This is a genomic window from Rathayibacter sp. AY1E8, assembly GCF_002931415.1.
In the GTDB taxonomy this organism is placed as follows: Bacteria; Actinomycetota; Actinomycetes; order Actinomycetales; family Microbacteriaceae; genus Rathayibacter.
In genome coordinates this window covers 1-22,178 of the sequence record NZ_PSVI01000054.1, presented here as the reverse complement: position 1 = coordinate 22,178, position 22,178 = coordinate 1, and the positions used below count along the sequence as shown (strand labels likewise).

The window sequence follows — 22,178 nt, the reverse complement described above, 5'->3', positions numbered from 1 at the left end:
GAGGAGGCACCCGCCCATGGCCCGTCCGCCCCGCCGCCCCTCCGCTCCCGGGAGCGGAGGGGCGGCGGGGCGGACGGGCCATGGGCGGGTGCCTCCTCGATCGCGGCGGGGGAAGTGGAGCGGCCCCGGCGCCCGCACCGAGGTGCTGGGCTCCGGGGCCGGTCCGGCGTGCCGAGACTACGCGGAGAAGCGCGGGAAGGCGGAGCGACCCGCGTAGGTCGCCGCACCTCCCAGGATCTCCTCGATGCGCAGCAGCTGGTTGTACTTCGCGACGCGGTCCGAGCGGGCCGGGGCGCCGGTCTTGATCTGGCCGCCGTCCACCGCGACCGCGAGGTCGGCGATGGTGGTGTCCTCGGTCTCGCCGGAGCGGTGCGAGAGGATCGCGGTCATGCCGTTGCGCTGGGCCAGGGCCACGGCGTCGAGCGTCTCGGTGAGCGTGCCGATCTGGTTCACCTTGACCAGGATCGAGTTGCCGGCCTTCTCGGCGATGCCGCGGGCGAGGCGCACCGGGTTGGTGACGTACAGGTCGTCTCCGACGAGCTGCACCTTGTCGCCGATGGCCGCGGTCAGGTGGGTCCAGCCGGCCCAGTCGTCCTCGTCCAGCGGGTCCTCGATCGAGACCAGCGGGTAGTTGGCGACGAGGTCGGCGTAGTAGGAGGAGAGCTCCTCGGCCGAGAGCTTCTTGCCCTCGAACGTGTAGGCGCCGTCCTCGTAGAACTCCGAGGAGGCGACGTCGAGCGCGAGCCCGATGTCCTTGCCGGGGGCGAAGCCGGCGGCCTCGACGGCCTTGAGGATGAAGTCGAGCGCCTCGCGGTTGGTGGGCAGGTCGGGGGCGAAGCCGCCCTCGTCGCCGAGGCCGGTGGCGAAGCCGGCCTTCTTCAGCTGCGCCTTGAGCGCGTGGTAGATCTCGACGCCCCAGCGCAGGCCCTCGGAGAAGGACTCGGCGCCCAGCGGGACGGCCATGAACTCCTGGATGTCGACGCCGGTGTCGGCGTGCGCGCCTCCGTTGATGATGTTCATCAGCGGCACGGGCAGGGTGTGCGCGTTCGGGCCGCCGACGTAGCGGAACAGGTCGAGGTCCGACGACTGCGCGGCGGCCTTGGCCACGGCGAGGCTGACGCCGAGGATCGCGTTCGCGCCCAGGCGGGACTTGTTCTCGGTGCCGTCGAGCTCGATCAGCTCGGCGTCGACGAGGCGCTGGTCGGTGGCGTCGAAGCCCTCGATGGCCGGGCCGATCTCGTCGATGACGGCGTCGACGGCCTTCTGCACGCCCTTGCCGAGGTAGCGGTCGGAGTCGCCGTCGCGGAGCTCGTACGCCTCGAACGCGCCGGTGGAGGCGCCGGACGGGACGGCCGCTCGCGAGGACGCGCCGTCCTCGAGCAGGACCTCGACCTCGACCGTGGGGTTGCCACGGGAGTCCAGAATTTCTCGGGCGACGACTGCCTCGATAAGGGCCACAACTATCTCCTCTTGACGGGTGGGCTCCCGGAGACGGGAGCGGTCGGGAAGGAGTCTACTGACCGCCTCCGAAGCGCAGGAGACCGCGGCCGGTCGTAGACTCCCAGGGCCCGATCGCCGGACGGCCCGGGCGCACCCGCCGACCCGGAGGTTCCCCGTGACCACGACCGCCGCCGACCACGTCGACCGTCTCACCGCCGTCGTCCCGGACTTCCCGAGCCCGGGCATCCTGTTCCGCGACCTCACGCCGGTCTTCGGCGACGGCGAGGCCCTGCGGGCGGTGGCCGACGCGCTGATCGAGCCCTACCGCGGCCGGATCGACGCGATCGCGGGCGTGGAGGCGCGCGGCTTCCTGCTCGCCGCGGCGGCCGCCTACTCGGCGGGTCTCGGCGTCGTCACCATCCGCAAGCCCGGCAAGCTCCCGCGGGCCGTGCTGCGCGAGCAGGCGACCCTCGAGTACGGCGAGACGATGCTGGAGGTGCACGAGGACGCGGCGCCCCGCGGCTCGCGGCTGCTGCTGGTCGACGACGTGCTGGCGACCGGGGGCACGCTCGACGCTAGCCGCCGCCTGATCGAGCGCGCAGGGTGGAGCCTCGAGGGGATCGCGGTGGTCATGGAGCTCGACGGGCTCGGCGGCCGCGAGGTGCTGGCCGGCCACCGCGTCGACGCGATCGTCACCGTCTGACCGGGCCCCGTCGCTCCGCTCCCCCTGCCCTCCCCCTTCCCGCGAGACACCACCGGGGTATGCGACCCACCGTGCGAGCCGCACTCGAGTGGCGTCCCGCGGAAGGGGGAAGCGACGGGGTCAGGTGAGGGAGAGGGACATCCGGGCGAGGACGAAGGTCTCGAGCACCTGCACGAGCATGTAGAGCACGAGCGAGACGCCGGTCACGAGCACGACCGCCGACCAGACGTCCGCGAACCGGGCCTGGGCGGACCAGGCGTTGATCGCCCCGCCGATGCCCGCGCCGGTGGAGAGCCACTCGGCGAGCAGCGCGCCCGTGATCGCTCCGGGCACCGAGATGCGGATCGCGGCGAAGAGCGAGGGCAGCGAGCCGGGGATGGCCACCTTGCGGATCGCGGTGAGAGTGCTGCCGCCGTAGACCGCGACCACGTCGAGCATCTGCGGGGAGGCGTTGTTGAGGCCGAAGGCGATCGTCACCAGCGCGGGGAACAGGACGACGATCCCGCCGATGACCGCGACCGAGGCGATCGAGCCGGTCCCGAAGACCAGGATGATCAGCGGCGCCATCGCGATCAGCGGCACCGAGCGCAGCAGCATCGCGAACGGCATCAGCGCGTGCTCGATGCCCTTCGACAGGCGGAACAGGATCGCGCCGAGGATCGCCACGACCAGGCCGGCCGCGAAGCCGATCAGCGCGTCGCCCATGGTCACGGCGAAGAGCCCGCCCAGCTCGGCGCGGTGCTCCGCGGCCTTCGCGTCGGTCACCAGGTGCTGCCAGACGTCCCACGGGCCCTTGACCACGTAGGGCGAGACCCCGCTGAAGAGGACGACGCCGATCCAGATCGCCAGCACGATCACGATCGTCGACAGGGCGACGAGCAGGCTCTTGCGCAGGCTCTTGAGGGTCGCGCCGAGGGCGGCCGTGCGCAGCTGGCGCCGCAGCTCGTCGACCGCGAGGATCGATGTGGCCGTGGACTGCTCCGTGCGGTCGGGAACGGTGGTCGTCATGGTCATGCCCGCTTTCCGGAGGACCAGGGCGCGATGAGGCGGCCGATCAGTCCGACGATGCCGTAGCCGAGGAGCGCGACGCCCGCGCAGAGGAGGAAGAGCGCCCAGACGCGGGGCGAGTTCAGGGAGACCTGCGCCGCGACCAGGATCGGGCCCACGCCCGTCTCGATCTTGCCGAAGTACTCGCCGAGGATCGCGCCGAGGAAGGCCGCGGGCACCGCGATCTGCAGCGCCGACAGGATGTTGGGCAGCGCCGCGATCAGTCGCACCTTGCGCAGCTGGGTGAACCGCGAGCCCCCGTAGACCGTGACGACGTCGAGCGCCGCCTTGTCGGCCGCCTTCAGCCCGAGCAGGCTGCCGACGACCGTGGTGAAGAACACCGAGAGGCCGGCCAGGAAGATCGCCGTCGCGCTCGCCTTCCCGGGAGCGTCCGCACCGCCGAGGATCAGCAGCACGATCGCTCCGATGGCGACGATCGGCACGCAGTAGGTGATGACCGCGAGCTGCGAGACGACCCCCTCCAGCCAGGGCAGGACCAGCACGAGCGCCGAGAGCACGAGCGCGAGGAGGTTGCCCCAGAAGTAGCCGACGGCCGCCTCGCCGATCGTGACGGAGAAGTTGCGCCAGTAGAAGCCGGCGCCGTCCTCCATCGCGGTCTGCACGACCTGCACGGGAGTGGGGACGGGCGCGTAGGTCGCGGCGCCGGTGGGCGCGGTGACGAGCGCCACGATCCACCAGACGGCGACGATCGCGGCGACGCCGATCAGCCCGGTGAGCCACGGAGGCAGGGACAGGGCGCGGCGCGGGGCCGCGGGGAGCGTGGTGGCCACGGTGCCTCCTAGACGCGGTCGTCCGCGGCCGCGCCGCCGTCGCCGAACAGCAGCTCGGAGGCCTGGTCGACGTAGGCGTGGAACTCGGGGGTGCGCTGCATCTCGGGGGTGCGCGGGCGGGGGAGGTCGATGTCGATGATCTCCTTCACCCGTCCCGGGCGCGGGCTCATCACCGCGACGCGGTCCGAGAGGAAGATCGCCTCCGAGATGCCGTGCGTGACGAGGAGCGTCGTGGCGGGCTTCTCGGTCCAGATCCGCAGCAGCTCGAGGTTGAGCTTCTGCCGCGTCATGTCGTCGAGGGCGCCGAACGGCTCGTCGAGCAGCAGGACCTCGGGCTTGAGGATCAGGCACCGCGCGATCGACACGCGCTGGCGCATGCCGCCCGAGAGCTGGGCCGGCTTGGCCTTCTCGAAGCCGCGGAGGCCGACGAGGTCGATCAGCTCGTCGATGTAGGACTGGTCGACACTCTTGCCCGCGATCTCGAACGGCAGGCGGATGTTCGCCATGACGCTGCGCCACGGCAGGAGCGCGTGGTCCTGGAAGGCGATGCCGAGCTTGTTGTCGCGGCGCAGCTCCTGGGGAGTGCGGCCGTCGACCCGGATGGAGCCGGACGTCGGCTCCTCCAGTCCCGCGAGGATGCGCAGGATGGTCGACTTGCCGCACCCCGACGGACCGAGCAGGGCGAGGAAGCTGCCCTGGTCGGTGTGGAGATCGGTGTCCTGCAGCGCCGCGACGCTGCGCGAGCCCATCCGGAACGTCTTCGACAGGCCGTGGATCTGGATGCCGGTGCCGCCGGCACCCTGGTCGCGCAGGGTGCCGGCGTCGGTCGTGTCGGTCACGAGTGGTGCCCTTCGTGGATCAGGATCAGGCCGCGTACTTCATCAGCTCGGGGTTCTCCTCGTAGACCTCGTCGAGGAGGGTCAGATCGAAGAGGTCCTCGGCCGTGACGTCGATCCCGGCGCCCGCGAGGGACGCGATGGTCTCGGACTGCAGCGTCTCGGAGATGGTGAAGAGGCCGTTCGAGACCGTCTCGTCCGAGACGACCAGCTCCTCGGCCTGGATGGTGGCGCCCTTCTTGGAGGACTCCTCGTTGAGGCCGAGGTCCTTGCCGTAGTTCTCGACGGCGAGCATCGCGCCCGCCTCCGGGTCGTTGACGGCGTCGGTCCAGCCCTTGATCTCGGCGACGAGGAACGCCTTCAGAGCGTCGCGCTTCTCGGCGATCGCCTGCTCCGACACCGAGAAGGTCTCGGCGACGAAGGGGAGGCCGTTGTCGGCGAAGGGCAGGTTGACGACCTCGTAGCCCTCGGCCGCGACCGTGATGGCCTCGTTCGTCAGGTAGGCGATGAAGCCGTCGACGGTGCCGTTGACGAGCACGGAGGGGTCGTACTCGACGGGGACGACCGTGAGGTCGGACTCGGAGAGGCCGTTCGCGGCGAGCAGCGCCTGGAACAGGGAGGTGTTCGAGGCCTGGACGCCGATCTTCTTCCCGGCGAGGTCGGCCGGAGTGGCGATGTTGCCGGCGGTCTTGATCGAGAGGACCGTGAAGGGGTTCTTCTGGTAGGTCGCGCCGATGATCTTGAGCGGGGCCTCCTGCTGGGCGATCGCGGTGCCGATCGAGACGGCGTCGCTGAGCGCGACGTCCGCGCTGCCCGAGAGGAGCTCGGCCACGCCCGTCGAGGGGCCGGGGGTGAGCGTCACTCCCGCGAGGCCGGCCTCGGTGAAGTAGCCCTTCGAGTCGGCGAAGAACTCGCCCGCGAACTCCTCGTTCTTGATCCAGGAGAGCTGGACCTTGAGGGTGCCGATGTCGCCGCCGTCCGCGGCGGACGCGCCGGAGGAGTCGGAGGCGCAGGAGGCGAGGACGGAGGCGCCGCCGATCGCGAGGCCGGCGACACCCGCCAGGCGGAGGAGGCTGCGGCGGTCGAAGGCCGGGAGGGAACGGAGGGGCGACAGGGTCAAGGGGACTCCTCGGGTGGGGATCGTCAGGGCTGCTGCGGTGCGGTGCGCGGGGTCGCGACGGGGTGCCCGTGCAGGCGCGCCAAGCCGCGCCGATCGGGTGCCTCGACGCTATCCGGGGGAGATTTCTCGGGTGTGTCCGCAGATTTCGCGGGTATTAAGGCTCTCACGGATCCGACAAGGATCCGACCAGATCGGCATGATCCCCTGACGGATCGGCTGAGACCCTGTTCAGGCCCGACAGGACGGCCCCGGCCCCTCCCGCGGACATGGCTCAGCGCCGGCAGCCGGCGACGCTCATCCGGAACAGCCGGTGCAGCTCAGCCGAGGTCCTTGAAGGAGAGGTCGGCGGCGGAGGCGGCGCCCCGCGGGACGAGCGCGAAGCGGGTGAAGCCCGCGGCGGCCGCGCGGTCCAGCAGCGGGGTGAGGTTCTTCGCCCGGCGCTCGAGGCGCACGCGCGAGCCCAGGGCGATCAGCTCCTGCTTGAGCGCGAGCAGCAGCTCGGGCGCCGCGTCGCGCTCGTGGACGAGGACGACGGCGTCGGGGCGCTCGACGACGGCACCGCCGATCAGCTCGACGATCCGCTCGAAGCCGATCGAGAAGCCGCAGGCCGGCACGTCCTGACCGAGGAAGCGGCCGATCATCCCGTCGTACCGCCCGCCTCCGCCGACCGAGGAGCCCGAGGACGGGTGCGCGATCTCGAAGATCGTGCCGGTGTAGTAGCCCATGCCCCGCACGAGCGTCGGGTCGAAGCGGAGCGAGACGCCGGCGGGCAGCGAGCGCAGCGACCGGGCCAGGGTCTCGAGCGCGAGCACCGCCTCCGGGTCGATGCCCTCGGGCAGCACGTCGAGGATCGCAGACTGCTCGAGCGCCACTCCCCCGGCGGCGACCGCCTGCTCGATCCGCGCGAGGTAGCCCCCGAGGACCGCGGCCGCGTCCGGCCCGTCGGCCTCCAGCTCGGCGACGACCCCGGCGGCGCCGATCTTGTCGAGCTTGTCGATCGAGATCAGCGCCGGGCCGAAGCGCTCGGTGGCGAAGCCGCAGTGCTCGAGGATTCCGGTGAGGATGCGGCGGTCGTTGATGCGGATGGTGCAGTCCTCGAGGCCCAGCGCGTCGAGCGCCGCCGCGGTCGCCGTGATGAGCTCGACCTCGGCCAGCTGCCCGGGCTCGCCGATGATGTCGATGTCGCACTGCACGAACTGGCGGTACCGCCCCTTCTGCGGGCGCTCGGCGCGCCACACCGGCGCGATCTGCACCGAGCGGAAGACAGCCGGCAGCTCGGCGCGGTGCGAGGCGTAGAAGCGGGCGAGAGGCACCGTGAGGTCGAAGCGCAGGCCGAGGTCGGCGAGGGCGGACGCGTCGTCGACCGCCGCCAGGTCGTCGCGGGTGAGCCCGCGGCGCAGGACGCTGAAGGCGAGCTTCTCGTTGTCGCCGCCGAGCCCGGAGTGGAGGCGGTCGAAGTCCTCGACCACGGGCGTCTCGATCTCGTCGAACCCGTGGGAGGCGTACACGCGGCGGATGACGCCGAGCGCGTGCTCGCGCTTCGCCTTGTCGGCGGGGAGGAAGTCGCGCATGCCGCGGGGCGGGGTGATCGGGGAGGCCATGACGGCGATTCTCCCAGATCGGCCGGGGCGGGCCGGCGGGCGCCTCAGTCCGCGCGCCGCTCCTGCTCCACCGCGCGGATCTCGTCCTGCAGGTCGCGCGTCGCGGTGCGGAGCGCACGCTCGGCGTCGAGCCCCTGGGCGCGGGCGGAAGCGACGATGGCCAGCAGCAGCGGGCCGAGGTCCTCCTCCGACTCGATGGGAAGCGGGCCCTGGCCGGCGTCCACGACGCCCAGCGAGGTCGCCTTGCCGATCACCTTGTCGGCCAGCGCGAGGGCGGGCATGCCCTGCGGGATCCCGTCGAGCACGCTCGTGCGGTGCGGCTTCTCGGTGCGCTTGAGCTCGTCCCACACCGCGATGACGTCGTCGGCCGTCTCGGCAGTGGCGTCGCCGAACACATGCGGGTGGCGGCCGATCATCTTGGCGTTCATGTGCGCCGCGACGTCCTCGATGGTGAAGGGCTCGGCGCTCTCGGCCGCCAGGTCGGCGTGGAAGAGAACCTGGTAGAGGACGTCGCCGAGCTCCTCGATCAGGTCGGCCCGGTCCCCCGCCTCGATCGCGTCGACGAGCTCGTGCGACTCCTCGATCAGGTAGCGCACGAGCGACTCGTGGGTCTGCTCGGCGTCCCACGGGCAACCGCCCGGGGCGCGGAGGACGTGGACGGTGCGGATGAGCTCGTCGAGCCGGGGATGCGCGGTCACCCCGCCATCCTCGCATCCGGTCCGGCCGCCGCCGCGGACATCCGGGCGGCGCGGGCGCCCGGGAGCCTCAGGCCCGCGCGAGACGCCGCCGCGCGACGAGGAGGCAGCCGCCGGCGACGAGCGGCACCGCGGCGAGGAGCCCGGGTGACGCCGCGACGGACACCGCGGTCGAGGCGCTGACGAGTGCACCCGCCAGGTTCCAGAGGACCACCGCGACTCCCGCGCCGTCCCCGATCGGGAGCGGCACCGGGCTGAGCAGCTGCGGCGGCAGCGGACCCCGGGTCGCGTCCATCGCCCGCGCGGCGACGGCGGCGACGGCGGTCGCGGCGGCCACCGGCACCGCCGCGCCCGGGAGCAGCAGCGAGGCGGCGAGGGCGCCGAGCACCGCGACTCCGACCGCGAGCACCAGAGGGAGCACGGCGTGCAGGAGGAGCAGCTCGAACGGACCGGGGGCGAGGAGCGCCGGCTGCCCCGCTGTCGCGGCGGCGTGGCGGAAGCCGTCGCTCCAGACGCCGGCGCCGAGGTAGGCGAGCACGCCCGCCGCGGCGGCCGGGAGTGCGAGGAGGGAGGACGGCACGACCGCGGCGAGCACGGCGGCGGCGCCGGCAACGGCCAGGGCGACGACCGCGACCGCTGAGCGGCCGGGAGTGCGCAGCGCGCCGATCGCGTCGCGCACCGGCACCGCGAGGGCGAACGGGGAGAGGCGGACCGCTCGGAGCCCCCGCCCGATCGCCGGGAGGGCGCGGTACCCGTCGAGCGACTCGGCGAGGTCGCCCGTCGCTCCGAGCCGGGCGGTCGCCGACCACTGCCGGGCCTGGGCGAGGAGGCGAGGCCCGCGCGCGGCGTCGAGCAGCCGGGGCGCCGCGGCCAGGAGGACCGCGGCCGACGCGAGCAGCACGGTCGCGGCGCGCACCTCCTCCGCTCCGCTCACGGCTGAGGCGAGGAGGCCGCCCGGCGTGGGCGCACCGGGCAGGAGGGCCCCGAGGACCGCGAGGGAGGCGAGGAGGCCCGCCGCGAGCGCGGGGAGGCGCGGGGGGAGGCACTGACCGGCGAGCCAGGCGACGGCGAGGAGGCCGGCGAACGCGGCGCCGCCGGCGACGGCCGCGAGGAGCGGCGCGGAGGCGGCGAGGGCGAGGAGCGACGCGACGGCGGAGCAGCCCGCCACGAGACCGGCCGACGCCCGGACCACGGGTCGGCGGAGCACCGACCAGCGGCGCAGATCGGTCGCGAGCAGCACGGCCGTGGTGTGCGGCTCGCCCACCGCGGGTCCGCGCACCCGGCCCAGGAGCACGGCGGCGGGCAGGGCGAGACCCGCGGCGAGGGCGATCAGCGGCTCCGGCGCGGCTCCCGCCTCGGCGGCGAGGAGCGCGAGGGCCCGGGCGACGGGGAGGACGACGACGAGGACGGTCATCGCGGCGAGGTAGCCCGCGTAGGCGCGCGGACTCGGCGGAGCCGCGGCGCGGTGCCGGTGCAGAGCCCGCACCTCGGCGACGCGAGCCCTCTCCGCGCGCGTCACGCCCGCTCCAGCTCGACGACCCGCGCGCCCAGACCCTGGATCAGCACAGGGCTGTGGGTCGCGACGACGAGTGCCCGGGACGCGGCTGCGCGCCGCAGGACTTCCGCCACCAGCGGCACCCGCTCGACGTCGAGCCGCTGCTCCGGCTCGTCGAGCAGCAGCACCGCCGAGGGCCGGGCCAGCACGAGCGCGAGGGAGAACAGCTGCGTCTGCCCGGAGGAGAGCTCGTGCGGGAAGCGGCGGGCGAGCGGAGCGAGCGCGAGCGCGTCGAGACCAGCCGCGGCCTCGCGGCGGGCGTCGGCGACCGGCGCGCCCCACGAGACGGCCACCATCGCGAGGTGCTCCTCGAGGGTCAGGTCCCGCTCGAAGGGAGGGGTGCCGATCAGGGCGGCGACGGCGCGGCGGTGGGCGGCGGACCGCTCCTCCGGGGCGCGCCCGGCCACCGCCACGACTCCCTCGCTCGGAGCGGTGAGGCCGGCGATCACCCGCAGGAGCGTGGTCTTGCCGGTGCCGTTGCGGCCCGTCACCGCGACGCGCTCCCCCGTCCCCGCCTCGAGCGAGCACGGCGCGAGCAGCTCGACGCCCGAGGCGCGGACCGCGACCCCGCGGACGGCGACCAGCGGGCCGGCGAGCGGCTCCGGCTCGCGGGGGCGTCGGGCGGCGAGGAGCGGCATGCCCTCCATCCTGCCAGCGGGCCCTCCCGCAGCGGCGACGGCCGCCGGAGCGGGACGGCGCTCCACCGGGGAGCGCCGCCCGGAGGACCTCAGACGGTGACCGGCTCCGGGAACAGCGAGTCCAGGAGCGACGCCACCCACTGGATGAGCGCCCGGTCGCCGAGCGGGACGCCGTCGAGCACGGGCATCGGCACGACGACCGCGTCGGCCTGCTGCAGGTACTTCGCGGTCGGGTACATCCGGCGCAGGCGCACCTGGATCGAGTCGGGCAGATGAGCGGGAGCCACGCGGACGTTCGAGCCCATCGCGACCACGTCGCTCAGGCCCGCCTTCTGCGCGCGCATGCGCAGCCTCGACACCAGGATGAGGTTCTCGACCGCCTCGGGCAGCTCGCCGTAGCGGTCGGTCAGCTCCTCGACCACGAGGTCGATGCTTCCCTCCTTCGCCGTCGGCGACGACGCGGCCGACAGCTTCTGGTACGCCTCCAGGCGCAGCCGCTCGCTGTCGACGTACTCCTCCGGGATGCGCGCGTCGACGGGCAGCTCGAGCCGCAGCTCTGTCTGCCCCTCGGCGACCTCGCCGCGGAAGGTGTCGACGGCCTCGCCGATCATCCGCAGGTAGAGGTCGAAGCCCACGCCCTGGATGTGCCCGGACTGCTCGCCGCCGAGGAGGTTGCCCGCACCGCGGATCTCGAGGTCCTTCAGCGCGATCTGCATGCCGCCGCCGAGGTCCGAGTTGGCGGCCAGCGTCTGCAGCCGGTCGTGCGCGGTCTCGCTCAGCGGCTTCGTCTCGTCGTAGAGGAGGTACGCGTAGGCGCGCTCGCGGCCGCGGCCGACCCGCCCGCGCAGCTGGTGCAGCTGCGAGAGACCGTACTTGTCGGCGCGGTCGACGATCAGGGTGTTGGCGTTCGGGATGTCGAGGCCGGTCTCGACGATCGTCGTCGACACCAGGACGTCGAACTTGCGCTCCCAGAAGTCGACGATGATCCGCTCGAGCTGCGACTCGCTGAGCTTGCCGTGCGCAACCGCGATCCGCGCCTCGGGCACCAGCTCGGCGAGCTGCGAGGCGACGCGGTTGATCGTCGAGACGCGGTTGTGCACGAAGAACACCTGGCCCTCGCGCAGGAGCTCCCGGCGGATCGCGGCCGACACCTGCTTCTCGGAGTAGGGGCCGACGAAGGTGAGGATCGGGTGGCGCTCCTCCGGCGGGGTCGCGAGGGTCGACATCTCGCGGATGCCGGTCACCGCCATCTCGAGCGTCCGCGGGATGGGCGTGGCGCTCATCGAGAGGATGTCGACGTTCTTCTTCAGCGCCTTGAGCTTGTCCTTGTGCTCGACGCCGAAGCGCTGCTCCTCGTCGATCACGAGCAGGCCGAGGTCCTTGAAGACGATGTTGTCGCTGAGGAGCCGGTGGGTCGCGATGACCATGTCGACGGTGCCGTCGGCCAGGCCCTCGATCGTCTCCTTCGACTCCTTCGCGCTCTGGAACCGGCTGAGCGCCCGCAGGTGGACGGGGAAGCCGGCGAAGCGCTCCTGGAACGTCTCGAGGTGCTGGCGGACGAGCAGCGTGGTCGGCACGAGCATCGCGACCTGCTTCCCGTCCTGGATCGCCTTGAACGCGGCGCGCACGGCGACCTCGGTCTTGCCGAAGCCGACGTCGCCCGAGAGCAGGCGGTCCATCGGGATCGGCCGCTCCATGTCGGCCTTGACCTCGTCGATGACGGTGAGCTGGTCGGGGGTCTCGGCGAACGGGAACGCCTCCTCCAGCTCGCGCTGCCAGGGGGTGTCCGGCGGGAACGCGTGCCCGCGGGAGGCCATCCGGGCGGAGTAGAGCTTCACGAGCTCGACCGCGATGTCGCGGACCGCGCGGCGGGCCTTGCTCTTGGCCTGCGCCCAGTCGCTCCCGCCCATCTTGCTCAGCGCCGGAGCCTCGCCGCCGACGTAGCGGGAGAGCAGGTCGAGCTGGTCCGTGGGGACGAGCAGCTTGTCGCCGGGGAAGCCGCGCTTGCTGGGGGCGTACTCGAGCACCAGGTACTCGCGGCGCGTCTTGATCGCGTTGCGGCCCCCGCTGGAGACCTCGCGCTGCGAGAGCTCCACGAACCGGCCGATGCCGTGGGTGGCGTGCACCACGAAGTCGCCGGGGGTGAGCTGCAGCGGGTCGACGACGTTCTTGCGGCGCGACGCGAGCTTCTTCACCGCGCGGGAGTCGTAGCCGACGGTGCGGCCGTAGAACTCCGTGTCGGTGACCAGGGCGAGCTTCGCCTCCTCCACCTCGAAGCCGTGATCGACGGAGGCCTGGACCACGTAGGCCAGACCCGTCTCGAGCCCGGCGGGGAGGTCGGCGACGATGCGGGCGGCGACCTCGTGCTCGGCGAGGACCTGGTCGGTGCGCTCGACCGTGCCGGTGCCGGGCGCGGTCAGGACCACGGTCCAGCCGTCGGCCAGGCGCGCGCGGACGTGGGCGAGGGCGCCCTCGACGCTCGCTCCGAATCCGGGGACCGGCTCGCCCTCGACGCGGACGGCGAGGATCTCGTCGATCCCGAGCTCCTCCGGCAGCACCTCGGCCTCGCCCGCGGCGGGGCCCTGGCGGAACGTGCTCATCGTCCACCAGGGGTGGTCGGGAGCGTCGGCGCCCGGGGCGCTGAGCTTCACGGAGTCGCGGAGCGCGCCGAGCGAGATGAACTCGCCCGAGGCGAGGTCGATGGGGGCCTCGGCGCCGGCGGTCGCCGCGCTCCAGGCCGCCTGCAGGAACTCGCGGTTCGTCTCGGCGAGGCTGATCGCCCGCGTCGCCACGCGCTCGGGGGCGAGGACCGCGACGGCCGCCCCCGCGGGCAGGTAGTGCGAGATCGGGACCAGCCGCTCCAGCAGCGCGGGGGCGAGCGACTCCATCCCCTCGACCGGGATGCCCTCGGCGATCTTCGCGAGCATCGCCGACAGGCTCGGGAACTCGTGCAGCATCTCGCGGGCCCGCTGCCGCACCGCCGGCACCAGCAGCAGCTCGCGGCTCGGCGGGAGGACCACCGAGTCGGCCTCGCCCGGGAGCGAGCGCTGATCGGCCACGGAGAAGCCGCGGATGGAGTCGACCTCGTCGCCGAAGAAGTCCACTCGGCTCGGATGCTCGGCCACCGCGGGGAAGACATCGAGGATGCCGCCGCGCACGGCGAACTCGCCGCGGCGCGTGACCATGTCGACCCGGGCGTAGGCCAGGTCGACCAGCTCGGAGGAGATGCGGCCGAGGTCGTAGCCGCGGGCGCCCTTCACGAGTCGGATCGGCTCGATGTCGGCGAGGTTGTCGGCGACCGGCTGCAGCGCCGCGCGCACGGAGGCGACCACCACGAGGGGCCGCTCGCCGGACCACTGCTTCATCCGCCGCAGCGCGTCCAGGCGCCGCCCCACGATCTCGGCGCTCGGGCTGAGGCGCTCGTGCGGCAGCGTCTCCCACGCGGGGAACTCGACGACGTCCGCGTCCGGCAGCATGCAGCCGAGGGAGGCGCGCACATTCTCGGAGTCGCGGCCCGTGGCCGTGACCACCAGCGCCGCCTGCGGGCGTCCCGCCTCCGCGCGCCTCTCGATCAGGCCCGCGAGCAGGGGGACCCGGAGGCCGTCGGCCACCGAGAAGTCGGCGTCCCGCACCGCGTACGCGAGAGCATCGTCGAACGTGGAGGCGCGCGACAGCGCCGAGATGATCTCGTTGAGGGGCACGGGTCCAGTTTACGGCCGCCCCGCGGACCGACCGCCGAGGGAGCCCCGAACCGTCGAGGGAGCCCGGGGCTGCGATCTCCCTCGCCGTCCGGGATCCCCTCGGCGGAGGGCGGGTCAGGCGCTGGTGTGGAACTTCAGCTGGGCGGCGGAGAGGCCGGAGTCGGCGATGAGCTCGACGGCGTCGGCGGCGTCCGAGACCAGGATCGGGAGCGCCTCGCGCTCCGGGCCGGCGAAGTCCTTCAGCACGAAGTCGGCGGCCTGCTGGCGGCCCGGCGGGCGGCCGATGCCGACACGCACGCGCAGGAACTCGGCTCCTCCGGTCGCCGCGAGGATGTCGCGGATGCCGTTGTGCCCTCCGTGACCGCCGCCCTGCTTGAGGCGCAGGGTGTCGAAGGGGATGTCGAGCTCGTCGTGCACGACGATCAGGTGCGCCGGGGCGACCGAGTAGAAGTCGAGCAGCTGCGCCGTCGGCCCGCCGGAGAGGTTCATGAAGCTGTTGGGCTTGCCCAGCACGAGCTTCGGCCCGCCCGGGCGGAGGAAGCCCTCGGCGACCACGGCGTTGGCGCGGTTGTGCCGGCGGAACGAGCCGCCGATCCGCGTCGCGAGCTCGTCGAGCACCATCTGACCGACGTTGTGCCGGTTGCGCGCGTACTGCGCGCCCGGGTTGCCCAGTCCGACGACCAGCCAGGTGTCACCCATGTCGTTCCTCTTCCTCGGGGGCGGCGGAGGGACTCCCCCGCCGGACGCGGAACGGGCCCGCCGCGGCTGCGAGCGGGCCCGTTCCCGGGGTGGTGCGGACTACTCCGCGGTCTCGGCGACGACGTCGCCCGAGGCCGGGGGCTCGTCGTCCTCGCCCAGGTCCTGCTCGACCTCGGCGGTGACGTTGACGATGAGGATCTCGGCGTCGGTGACCAGCGTGGCGCCCTCGGGGAGCGTGACGTCGGCAGCGGTGATCTGCGTGCCGGCCTCGAGGCCCTCGACGGAGACGACGATGTTCTGCGGGATGCGCGTGGCGTCGACCTCGAGCGAGAGGGTGTTCGACTCGATCGAGACGAGGGTGCCGGGAGCGGCGTCGCCCTCGACGTGCACGGGGATGTCCACCTCGACCTTCTCGCCCTTGTTGATGACGACGAGGTCGATGTGCTCGATGATCTGGCGCACCGGGTCGCGCTGGATGTCCTTCACCAGGGTGGTCTGCGCGGCGCCCTCGATGTCGAGCTCGAGGATCGCGTTCGCCTTGCGGGTAAGCAGGAGCACCTGGTGGCCCGGGAGGGTGAGGTGCTGGGGCTCGGTGCCGTGGCCGTAGAGGACCGCGGGGATCTTGTCCTGCGCGCGGATCTTGCGGGCGGCGCCCTTGCCGAACGAGGTGCGGACCTCGACAACGACCTTGTTGGTCAGTTCAGCCATGATGTTCTCCTTGGGCGGCGCGCACGCCACCGGATCGGGTCGTGGCCTGCGGCCACGGACGGTTTGTCGACTCGAACGCATGTCAGCGTGAGGAGAAGTCCGTGGCGCCCCGTGGGGGCCTCGCCTGCTTCCACCGCGTCGATCACGGATGCACGTGCATCCCTCGCCGAAGTTCAGCTGCCGATCCTACCCGGCATCGCGGCCGCCCGCCAGCAGGCGGTCGCGCCGCCGGACTCGGAGCCGGACGTCCAGGCGGACCGCCTACCGTGCGGGTATGACGAGCGACGACTTCGGCTCCTACGTCGAGAAGAACGGCTTCCACCGCGACACGAACTACATCCCGACGCGGATCACCGCCGACGGCCGCGACGGGTACCCGGTGGAGGCCGGGCGCTACCGCCTCGTCGTCTCCCGCGCCTGCCCGTGGGCGAACCGCGCCGTGATCGTGCGGCGCCTGCTCGGGCTCGAGGACGCCCTCTCGATGGGCATCTGCGGGCCCACCCACGACAAGCGCAGCTGGACCTTCGACCTCGATCCGGGCGGGGTCGACCCGGTGCTGGGCATCCCCCGCCTCCAGGACGCGTTCTTCGCCCGCTTCCCCGACTACCCGCGCGGGATCACCGTCCCGGCCCTCGTGGACATCCCGAGCGGCCAGGTCGTCACCAACGACTACCCGGTGATGACGCTCGACTTCTCCACCGAGTGGACCGCGTTCCACCGCGACGGCGCCCCCGACCTCTACCCCGAGGAGCACCGCGAGGAGATCGACGAGATCGCCGAGCTGGTTTTCCACGACGTGAACAACGGCGTCTACAAGTGCGGCTTCGCCGGCTCGCAGCGCTCCTACGAGCGGGCCTACGACCGCCTCTGGGCGCGGCTGGACTGGCTGGAGGAGCGGCTGAGCACCCGCCGCTACCTGGTCGGCGACACCATCACCGAGGCGGACGTGCGGCTCTTCACGACGCTCGCCCGCTTCGACGCCGTCTACTACAGCCACTTCAAGGCCAACCGGAACCTGCTGTCGGCGATGCCCGCGCTCTGGGGCTACGCCCGCGACCTCTTCGCCACTCCGGGGTTCGGCGACACGATCGACTTCACCCACATCAAGTCGCACTACTACGAGGTGCAGCGGGACATCAATCCGACCGGCGTCGTCCCCAAGGGCCCGGACCTCTCCGGCTGGCTCGTCCCCTCGCGCCGCGAGGAGCTCGGCGGCCGCCCGTTCGGCGACGGCACTCCCCCGCCGCCGCCGATCCCGTCGGAGCGCGTCCCCCTCGGCCACGGCGCCTGACCGGCTCCGGTCGCGGTCGTCGCGGCGCGCGCAAGACCGTGCGCGCGCCGCACGACCGATGTGCAGCCGGGAGACGGCTCGGACCCGGGCTCCCCGGAGCGACCCGGGGCTAGCCTGGGCTCGCCCCTGAACGCGAACGTCGAGGAGAACCGTGTCTGACAAGCCCACCGCCACAGCCAACATCGGAGTCGTCGGTCTGGCGGTGATGGGCTCGAACCTCGCCCGCAACCTCGCCAGCCGCGAGGGCAACACGGTCGCGGTGTTCAACCGCTCCTACGGCCGCACCGAGACCCTCATCACGGAGCACCCGGAGGCGGGCTTCGTCGCGTCCGAGACCATCGAGGACTTCGCCGCCTCGCTCGCCACCCCGCGCACCGCGATCATCATGGTCCAGGCCGGCCGCGGCACCGACGCCGTGATCGAGCAGCTGACGAAGGTCTTCGAGCCCGGCGACATCATCGTCGACGGCGGCAACGCGCTCTTCACCGACACCATGCGCCGCGAGAAGGCCGTCCGCGAGACCGGCATCCACTTCGTCGGCACCGGCATCTCCGGCGGCGAGGAGGGCGCGCTCAAGGGCCCGTCGATCATGCCCGGCGGCTCGGTCGAGTCCTACAGGACGCTCGGCCCGATCCTCTCGTCGATCGCCGCGGTCGCCGAGGGCGAGCCCTGCGTCACCCACATCGGCACCGACGGCGCCGGCCACTTCGTCAAGATGATCCACAACGGCATCGAGTACGCCGACATGCAGCTCATCGCCGAGGCGTACGACCTGCTCCGCACCGTCGGCGGACACGAGCCCGCGGCCATCGCCGAGGTCTTCGACGCCTGGAACAAGGGCGACCTCGAGTCGTACCTCATCGAGATCACCGCCGAGGTGCTCCGCCAGGTCGACGCCGACACCGGCAACCCCTTCATCGACGTCGTCCTCGACCAGGCCGGCTCGAAGGGCACCGGCGTCTGGACCGTGCAGAACGCGCTCGACCTCGGCGTCCCCGTCGGCGGCATCGCCGAGGCCGTCTTCGCCCGTGCCGTGTCCTCCCACCCCGAGCAGCGCGAGGCCGTGCAGGCCCGCGTCACCTCGCGCCCGACCCCGGTCGAGAAGTACGAGGGCTTCGAGGACGACGTGCGCGCCGCGCTCTACGCCTCCAAGGTCGTCGCCTACTCGCAGGGCTTCGACGCGATCATCGCCGGGGCCGAGAAGTACGGCTGGGAGATCGACAAGGGCGCGGTCGCCAAGATCTGGCGCGCGGGCTGCATCATCCGCGCCCAGTTCCTCAACCGCATCGTCGACGCCTACGACGAGAACGCCGGCATCACGACCCTCCTCGAGGACCCGTACTTCGCCGAGGCCGTCGCGAACGGCGAGGCCGCCTGGCGCCGCATCGTCTCGACCGCCGCGCTCTCGGGCGTGCCGATCCCCGGCTTCGGCGCCGCGCTGTCGTACTACGACTCGCTCGCCTCCAAGCGCCTCCCGGCCGCTCTCGTGCAGGGCCAGCGCGACTTCTTCGGAGCGCACACCTACAAGCGCGTCGACAAGGAGGGCACCTTCCACACGCTGTGGTCGGGTGACCGCACCGAGGTCGAGCAGGACCCGTCCACGCACTGACCTGCGTCGCACGAGGAAGGCGCCCCCGCCCGCAGGATCCACGGATCCTCGGGCGGGGGCGCCTTCCTCGTTGCGGAGAGAGCTCCCCTGTCGTCAGCGGAGCCGGGCGGTGGCGTCCGGCTCCCCGAGCGGGCGCTCGACGCCCGGGCCGGCTGACCCCTCAGGTCCGGAACGCCCGCGCGATCAGGAGCGCCGCGAGGAGCACCGCTGCGGCGGCCGCCGTGGCCGCCGGGACGGCGAGCAGGAGCAGCAGCGAGACCGCGGCCGACGCGAGGGCGGGCCCGCTCGCCCCGGCCGCTCCGTGGTCGAGGCGCCGCACGATGGTCGCCACCAGCAGAGCGGCCACGGCGAAGGCGAGCAGCGCGTCGGCGTCGAGGATCACGACCGCGAGCACGGCGACCAGGCAGAGGACGAGCTGGGCCGCCGCCGGCACGCCGGTCCTGCGGTTCCTGGTGGCGAGCACCGCCGGGATCTCCCCCGCGCCGGCGAGACGGACGAGGGCGCGCGCATCCCTCCTCCCGAGGTCGAGGAGCGCGAGCAGGACCGCGATCACCGCGGCGGCCCCGACGAGCCCGGACGCGGGCGTGCCCCGGGTGACAGCGCTCAGGGGGGTCTCCGAGGACGCGAGGACCTCGGGACCGGCCGCCAGGAGCAGACCGGTGCCGAGCGCGGCGGCGGCCGCCGTGGCGATCCCGATGCGCAGCAGGGCGGGGCGGAGAGCCGTCACCGCGCCGGAGCGGGAGGTCGGCAGGAGGATCAGGAGCAGGGCCGCGGCGGTGCCGGCTCCCAGCGGCCCTCCGTCGCGCAGCGGGTCGAGCGGCGCGGGGTCCGGAGGGGACACCAGCACGATCACGGCGGCGGCGGCCAGCAGGACGACGACCGCACCGACGAGGAGCAGGACCGGGCGAGCGGGGAGGCGCCCGCCGCGCAGGCCGAAGAGCGCGACGGCCACGAGCAGCAGGACGGCCAGGGGCCGGGCCGCTCCCCCGAGGACCGACTGGGCCGCGGTCAGGGCCAGCGCGGCCGAGGCGAAGGCGCGCCCGACGATCCCGAGCCACTCGGAGGAGGGGCCGTCGTGGACGGTGCGCCCGGCCTCGGCGACGGCGCTCAGGGCCGCGGCGGCCGCAGCGACGGCGAGCCCGAGGAGCAGCCACCAGCCCGCTGCGGCGGCGGCCGGCGACCAGACCAGGAAGACCGCCGCCAGGGCGAGGGTCGCATCCGAACGCTGGGGCACGGCCTCACCCTAGGCGGTGGAGCCGGGGCGGGACCCGGGTGCGCTGTGCAGGGCGCACCCGGGGCGCGGGGTCCTACGCGTCGCCGTCGAACATCGACGTCACGGAGCCGTCGTCGAAGACCTCGTGGATGGCGCGGGCCAGCAGCGGAGCGATGGGCAGGATCGTCAGGCGGTCCCACGTCTTCTCCGCCGGCAGCGGCAGGGTGTCGGTGACGACGACCGAGTCGATGAACTCGGAGCTCAGGAGCTCGACCGCCGGATCCGAGAAGACGGCGTGGGTGGCCGCGACGACCACGCCGATCGCGCCCGCCTTCTTCAGCGCCTCGGCCGCCTTCGCGATGGTGCGCCCGGTGTCGATGAGGTCGTCGACGAGGAGGCAGACGCGGCCCTTCACCTCGCCGACGATCTCGTGGACGGAGACCTGGTTGGCGACCTTCGGGTCGCGGCGCTTGTGGATGATCGCCAGCGGGACGCCGAGCTTGTCGCTCCAGATGTCGGCGACGCGGACGCGGCCCATGTCGGGCGAGACGATGGTGAGGGTCGAGGGGTCGAGCTTCTCGCGGAAGTGCTCGAGCAGCACCGGCATCGCGAAGAGGTGGTCGACGGGGCCGTCGAAGAAGCCCTGGATCTGCGCCGCGTGCAGGTCGACCGACATGATCCGGTCGGCTCCCGCCGCCTTGAAGAGGTCCGCGACGAGGCGGGCCGAGATCGGCTCGCGGCCGCGGCCCTTCTTGTCCTGGCGCGCGTAGGGGTAGAACGGGGCGACCACGGTGATCCGCTTGGCGGAGGCGCGCTTGAGCGCGTCGACCATGATCAGCTGCTCCATCAGCCACTCGTTGATCGGGGACGTGTGCGACTGGAGGACGAACACGTCGCCTCCGCGGACCGACTCGCCGTAGCGGACGTAGAGCTCGCCGTTGGCGAAGGTGCGCCCCTCGGTCGTGACGAGCTCGGTCCCGAGCTCGGCGGCGACCGCCTCCGCCAGTGCCGGATGCGCCCTCCCCGAGACGAGGACCAGGCTCTTCTTGTTGCTGGCGGTGATGCCGGTCACTGTGCTCCGCTTCCTCCGGTGGGCGCCTGGTCGGATCCGGTGGGATCCGACGCCAGGGCCGCCTCGGCGGCGTCGGCCGCTGCGGTGCCCGGACGGTGGGTCTGCACCCACCCGGCCATGTTGCGCTGCGGAGCGACGGTGATCCCGAGGGCTCCGGCGGGGATGTCCTTGCGGATGACCGTGCCGGCGCCCGTGTACGCTCCGTCACCGATTCTAACGGGGGCGACGAAGACGTTGTGCGACCCCGCACGCACGTGCGAGCCCACCACGGAGGACGCCTTGCTCACCCCGTCGTAGTTGGCGAAGATCGAGCCGGCGCCGATGTTCGACTCCTCGCCGATGACCGCGTCGCCGACGTAGGAGAGGTGCGGGACCTTCGATCCCTCGCCGATCACGGCGTTCTTGGTCTCGACGTAGGTGCCGATCTTGCCGCGGGCGCCGAGCACGGTGCCGGGGCGGAGGAACGAGAACGGGCCGACCTGGGCCTTCGCGCCGATCACGGCGAGCGTCGCGTCGGAGCGCTTCACGACCGCGTCCTCGCCGACCTCGCAGGAGTCGAGCGTGGTGTCCGGGCCGATGACCGCGCCGGTGGCGATGACGGTCGGGCCCTTGATCTGCGTGCCCGGGAGGATCTCGACGTCCGGGGCGAGGACCGCGTCCACGTCGATCCAGGTGGTCGCCGGGTCCTGGATCGTGACGCCCTCGAGCTGCCAGCGGCGCACGATGCGCGCGTTGAGCTCGAGCGCCGCGTCGGCGAGCTGGGCGCGGTCGTTGATCCCGGCCACGAGCCAGCGGTCCTGCACAGGGACGGCCTCGATCGCGCGGCCGGCGGCCTTGAGCGCGGCGGCGGCGTCGGTGAGGTACTTCTCCCGCTGAGCGTTCTCGGTGCCGATCGCGCCGATGACCGAGCGGAGCGCGGCGGCGTCGAAGGCGTAGACGCCGGCGTTGATCTCGGTGAGGTCGAGCTCGTCGGGGCTGGCGTCCTTCTGCTCCACGATGGAGGCGAAGGCTCCGTCGGCGCCGCGGACGATCCGGCCGAAGCCGGTCGGGTCCTCGAGCACGCAGGAGAGCATGGTGAGCGCGTTCGCCGCGGCGAGGTGCTCGTCGAGCAGGCGGCGGAGGGTCGGCGCGTCCAGCAGCGGGACGTCGGCGCTCAGCACGACGACCGTGCCGGCGAAGGACTCCGGGAGCGCCGCGAGGCCCTGCTCGACCGCGCGGCCGGTGCCGGGCGTCTCGTCCTGGTCCACCACCAGCGCGGAGGGCGTGTGCTCGAGGACGGCCTCGGCGACCCGGTCGCGCTCGTGGCGCACCACGGTGACGACGTGCGCCGCGTCGAGCGAGGCGGCCGTGTCGAGCACGTGCCCGAGCAGCGGCCTCCCGGCGAGGCGGTGCAGGACCTTCGGGGTGCGGGACTTCATGCGGGTGCCCTGGCCTGCCGCCAGGATCACGACGGCGAGCG

18 protein-coding genes are annotated in these 22,178 nt (G+C 72.9%); 3 read left to right on the top strand and 15 right to left on the bottom strand.

What is annotated here, in order from left to right; genetic code table 11:
- Positions 1–177: 177 nt before the first annotated feature.
- Positions 178–1,458 (bottom strand): phosphopyruvate hydratase, encoded by a 1,281-nt coding sequence (gene eno, locus C5C74_RS13945; protein ID WP_104351746.1) that lies wholly within the window; start codon positions 1,456–1,458, stop codon positions 178–180.
- 157 nt (positions 1,459–1,615) lie between these two features.
- Between eno and C5C74_RS13940 the strand changes: the two genes are divergently transcribed.
- Positions 1,616–2,143, top strand: a complete 528-nt coding sequence (locus C5C74_RS13940) for an adenine phosphoribosyltransferase (RefSeq protein WP_104222360.1) — start codon at positions 1,616–1,618, stop codon at positions 2,141–2,143.
- A gap of 120 nt (positions 2,144–2,263) precedes the next feature.
- Here the strand turns inward: C5C74_RS13940 and C5C74_RS13935 are convergent, their stop codons facing one another.
- The 11 genes from C5C74_RS13935 to C5C74_RS13885 all read right to left on the bottom strand — a co-directional run bounded on the left by C5C74_RS13935 (position 2,264) and on the right by C5C74_RS13885 (position 15,534).
- A complete protein-coding gene (locus C5C74_RS13935) occupies positions 2,264–3,157 on the bottom strand; it encodes an ABC transporter permease (RefSeq protein ID WP_104351745.1) in 894 nt (297 codons plus the stop codon).
- Positions 3,154–3,981, bottom strand: coding sequence for an ABC transporter permease (locus C5C74_RS13930; RefSeq protein WP_244229606.1), 828 nt, complete (start codon positions 3,979–3,981; stop codon positions 3,154–3,156). The genes C5C74_RS13935 and C5C74_RS13930 overlap by 4 nt, the downstream gene beginning before the upstream one ends.
- Before the next feature lie 8 nt (positions 3,982–3,989).
- Positions 3,990–4,730, bottom strand: coding sequence for an ABC transporter ATP-binding protein (locus C5C74_RS13925; RefSeq protein WP_104222373.1), 741 nt, complete (start codon positions 4,728–4,730; stop codon positions 3,990–3,992).
- A 115-nt stretch (positions 4,731–4,845) separates the two neighbouring features.
- Positions 4,846–5,937: an ABC transporter substrate-binding protein gene (locus C5C74_RS13920; RefSeq protein WP_258064179.1), complete on the bottom strand. Its 1,092-nt coding sequence runs from the start codon at positions 5,935–5,937 to the stop codon at positions 4,846–4,848.
- A gap of 317 nt (positions 5,938–6,254) precedes the next feature.
- On the bottom strand, positions 6,255–7,538 hold the full coding sequence (gene hisS, locus C5C74_RS13915; protein WP_104351743.1) for a histidine--tRNA ligase: 1,284 nt from the start codon (positions 7,536–7,538) through the stop codon (positions 6,255–6,257).
- Between the two features lie 44 nt (positions 7,539–7,582).
- Positions 7,583–8,236 carry a MazG family protein gene (locus C5C74_RS13910; protein ID WP_104222356.1) on the bottom strand — a complete coding sequence of 218 codons (654 nt, stop codon included), beginning with the start codon at positions 8,234–8,236 and terminating at the stop codon, positions 7,583–7,585.
- Between the two features lie 67 nt (positions 8,237–8,303).
- Positions 8,304–9,752, bottom strand: a complete 1,449-nt coding sequence (locus C5C74_RS13905) for a hypothetical protein (protein ID WP_104328080.1) — start codon at positions 9,750–9,752, stop codon at positions 8,304–8,306.
- A complete protein-coding gene (locus C5C74_RS13900; RefSeq protein WP_104324661.1) occupies positions 9,749–10,426 on the bottom strand; it encodes an ATP-binding cassette domain-containing protein in 678 nt (225 codons plus the stop codon). The genes C5C74_RS13905 and C5C74_RS13900 overlap by 4 nt, the downstream gene beginning before the upstream one ends.
- 89 nt (positions 10,427–10,515) lie before the next feature.
- Positions 10,516–14,127 (bottom strand): transcription-repair coupling factor, encoded by a 3,612-nt coding sequence (mfd, locus tag C5C74_RS13895; RefSeq protein ID WP_104351742.1) that lies wholly within the window; start codon positions 14,125–14,127, stop codon positions 10,516–10,518.
- Positions 14,128–14,241: 114 nt separating this feature from the next.
- A complete protein-coding gene (gene pth, locus C5C74_RS13890) occupies positions 14,242–14,826 on the bottom strand; it encodes an aminoacyl-tRNA hydrolase (RefSeq protein WP_104337734.1) in 585 nt (194 codons plus the stop codon).
- Positions 14,827–14,925: 99 nt separating this feature from the next.
- Positions 14,926–15,534 carry a 50S ribosomal protein L25/general stress protein Ctc gene (locus C5C74_RS13885; RefSeq protein WP_104351741.1) on the bottom strand — a complete coding sequence of 203 codons (609 nt, stop codon included), beginning with the start codon at positions 15,532–15,534 and terminating at the stop codon, positions 14,926–14,928.
- Positions 15,535–15,808: 274 nt separating this feature from the next.
- Here C5C74_RS13885 and C5C74_RS13880 point away from each other — a divergent pair, with 274 nt between their 5' ends.
- Positions 15,809–16,825, top strand: coding sequence for a glutathione S-transferase family protein (locus C5C74_RS13880; protein ID WP_104233683.1), 1,017 nt, complete (start codon positions 15,809–15,811; stop codon positions 16,823–16,825).
- A 151-nt stretch (positions 16,826–16,976) separates the two neighbouring features.
- Positions 16,977–18,434, top strand: coding sequence for an NADP-dependent phosphogluconate dehydrogenase (gndA, locus tag C5C74_RS13875; protein ID WP_104351740.1), 1,458 nt, complete (start codon positions 16,977–16,979; stop codon positions 18,432–18,434).
- A gap of 160 nt (positions 18,435–18,594) precedes the next feature.
- On the opposite strand, the gene C5C74_RS13870 is transcribed toward gndA, so the two are convergent.
- The 3 genes from C5C74_RS13870 to glmU all read right to left on the bottom strand — a co-directional run.
- Positions 18,595–19,668, bottom strand: coding sequence for a hypothetical protein (locus tag C5C74_RS13870; RefSeq protein ID WP_104351739.1), 1,074 nt, complete (start codon positions 19,666–19,668; stop codon positions 18,595–18,597).
- Between the two features lie 73 nt (positions 19,669–19,741).
- Positions 19,742–20,719 (bottom strand): ribose-phosphate diphosphokinase, encoded by a 978-nt coding sequence (locus C5C74_RS13865; protein ID WP_104250639.1) that lies wholly within the window; start codon positions 20,717–20,719, stop codon positions 19,742–19,744.
- Positions 20,716–22,178, bottom strand: a 1,463-nt coding sequence (gene glmU, locus C5C74_RS13860) for a bifunctional UDP-N-acetylglucosamine diphosphorylase/glucosamine-1-phosphate N-acetyltransferase GlmU (RefSeq protein WP_104351738.1), incomplete at its 5' end; no start/stop codon positions are given. The genes glmU and C5C74_RS13865, both read right to left, overlap by 4 nt.

What these genes read in the sequence shown, in the direction of transcription:
- C5C74_RS13935 (WP_104351745.1), bottom strand. Translation starts at nt 3,157, where the DNA reads ATGACCATGACGACCACCGTTCCCGACCGCACGGAGCAGTCCACGGCC.
- C5C74_RS13925 (WP_104222373.1), bottom strand. Translation starts at nt 4,730, where the DNA reads ATGGGCTCGCGCAGCGTCGCGGCGCTGCAGGACACCGATCTCCACACC.
- hisS (WP_104351743.1), bottom strand. Translation starts at nt 7,538, where the DNA reads ATGGCCTCCCCGATCACCCCGCCCCGCGGCATGCGCGACTTCCTCCCC.
- C5C74_RS13900 (WP_104324661.1), bottom strand. Translation starts at nt 10,426, where the DNA reads ATGCCGCTCCTCGCCGCCCGACGCCCCCGCGAGCCGGAGCCGCTCGCC.
- pth (WP_104337734.1), bottom strand. Translation starts at nt 14,826, where the DNA reads ATGGGTGACACCTGGCTGGTCGTCGGACTGGGCAACCCGGGCGCGCAG.
- C5C74_RS13885 (WP_104351741.1), bottom strand. Translation starts at nt 15,534, where the DNA reads ATGGCTGAACTGACCAACAAGGTCGTTGTCGAGGTCCGCACCTCGTTC.
- C5C74_RS13880 (WP_104233683.1), top strand. Translation starts at nt 15,809, where the DNA reads ATGACGAGCGACGACTTCGGCTCCTACGTCGAGAAGAACGGCTTCCAC.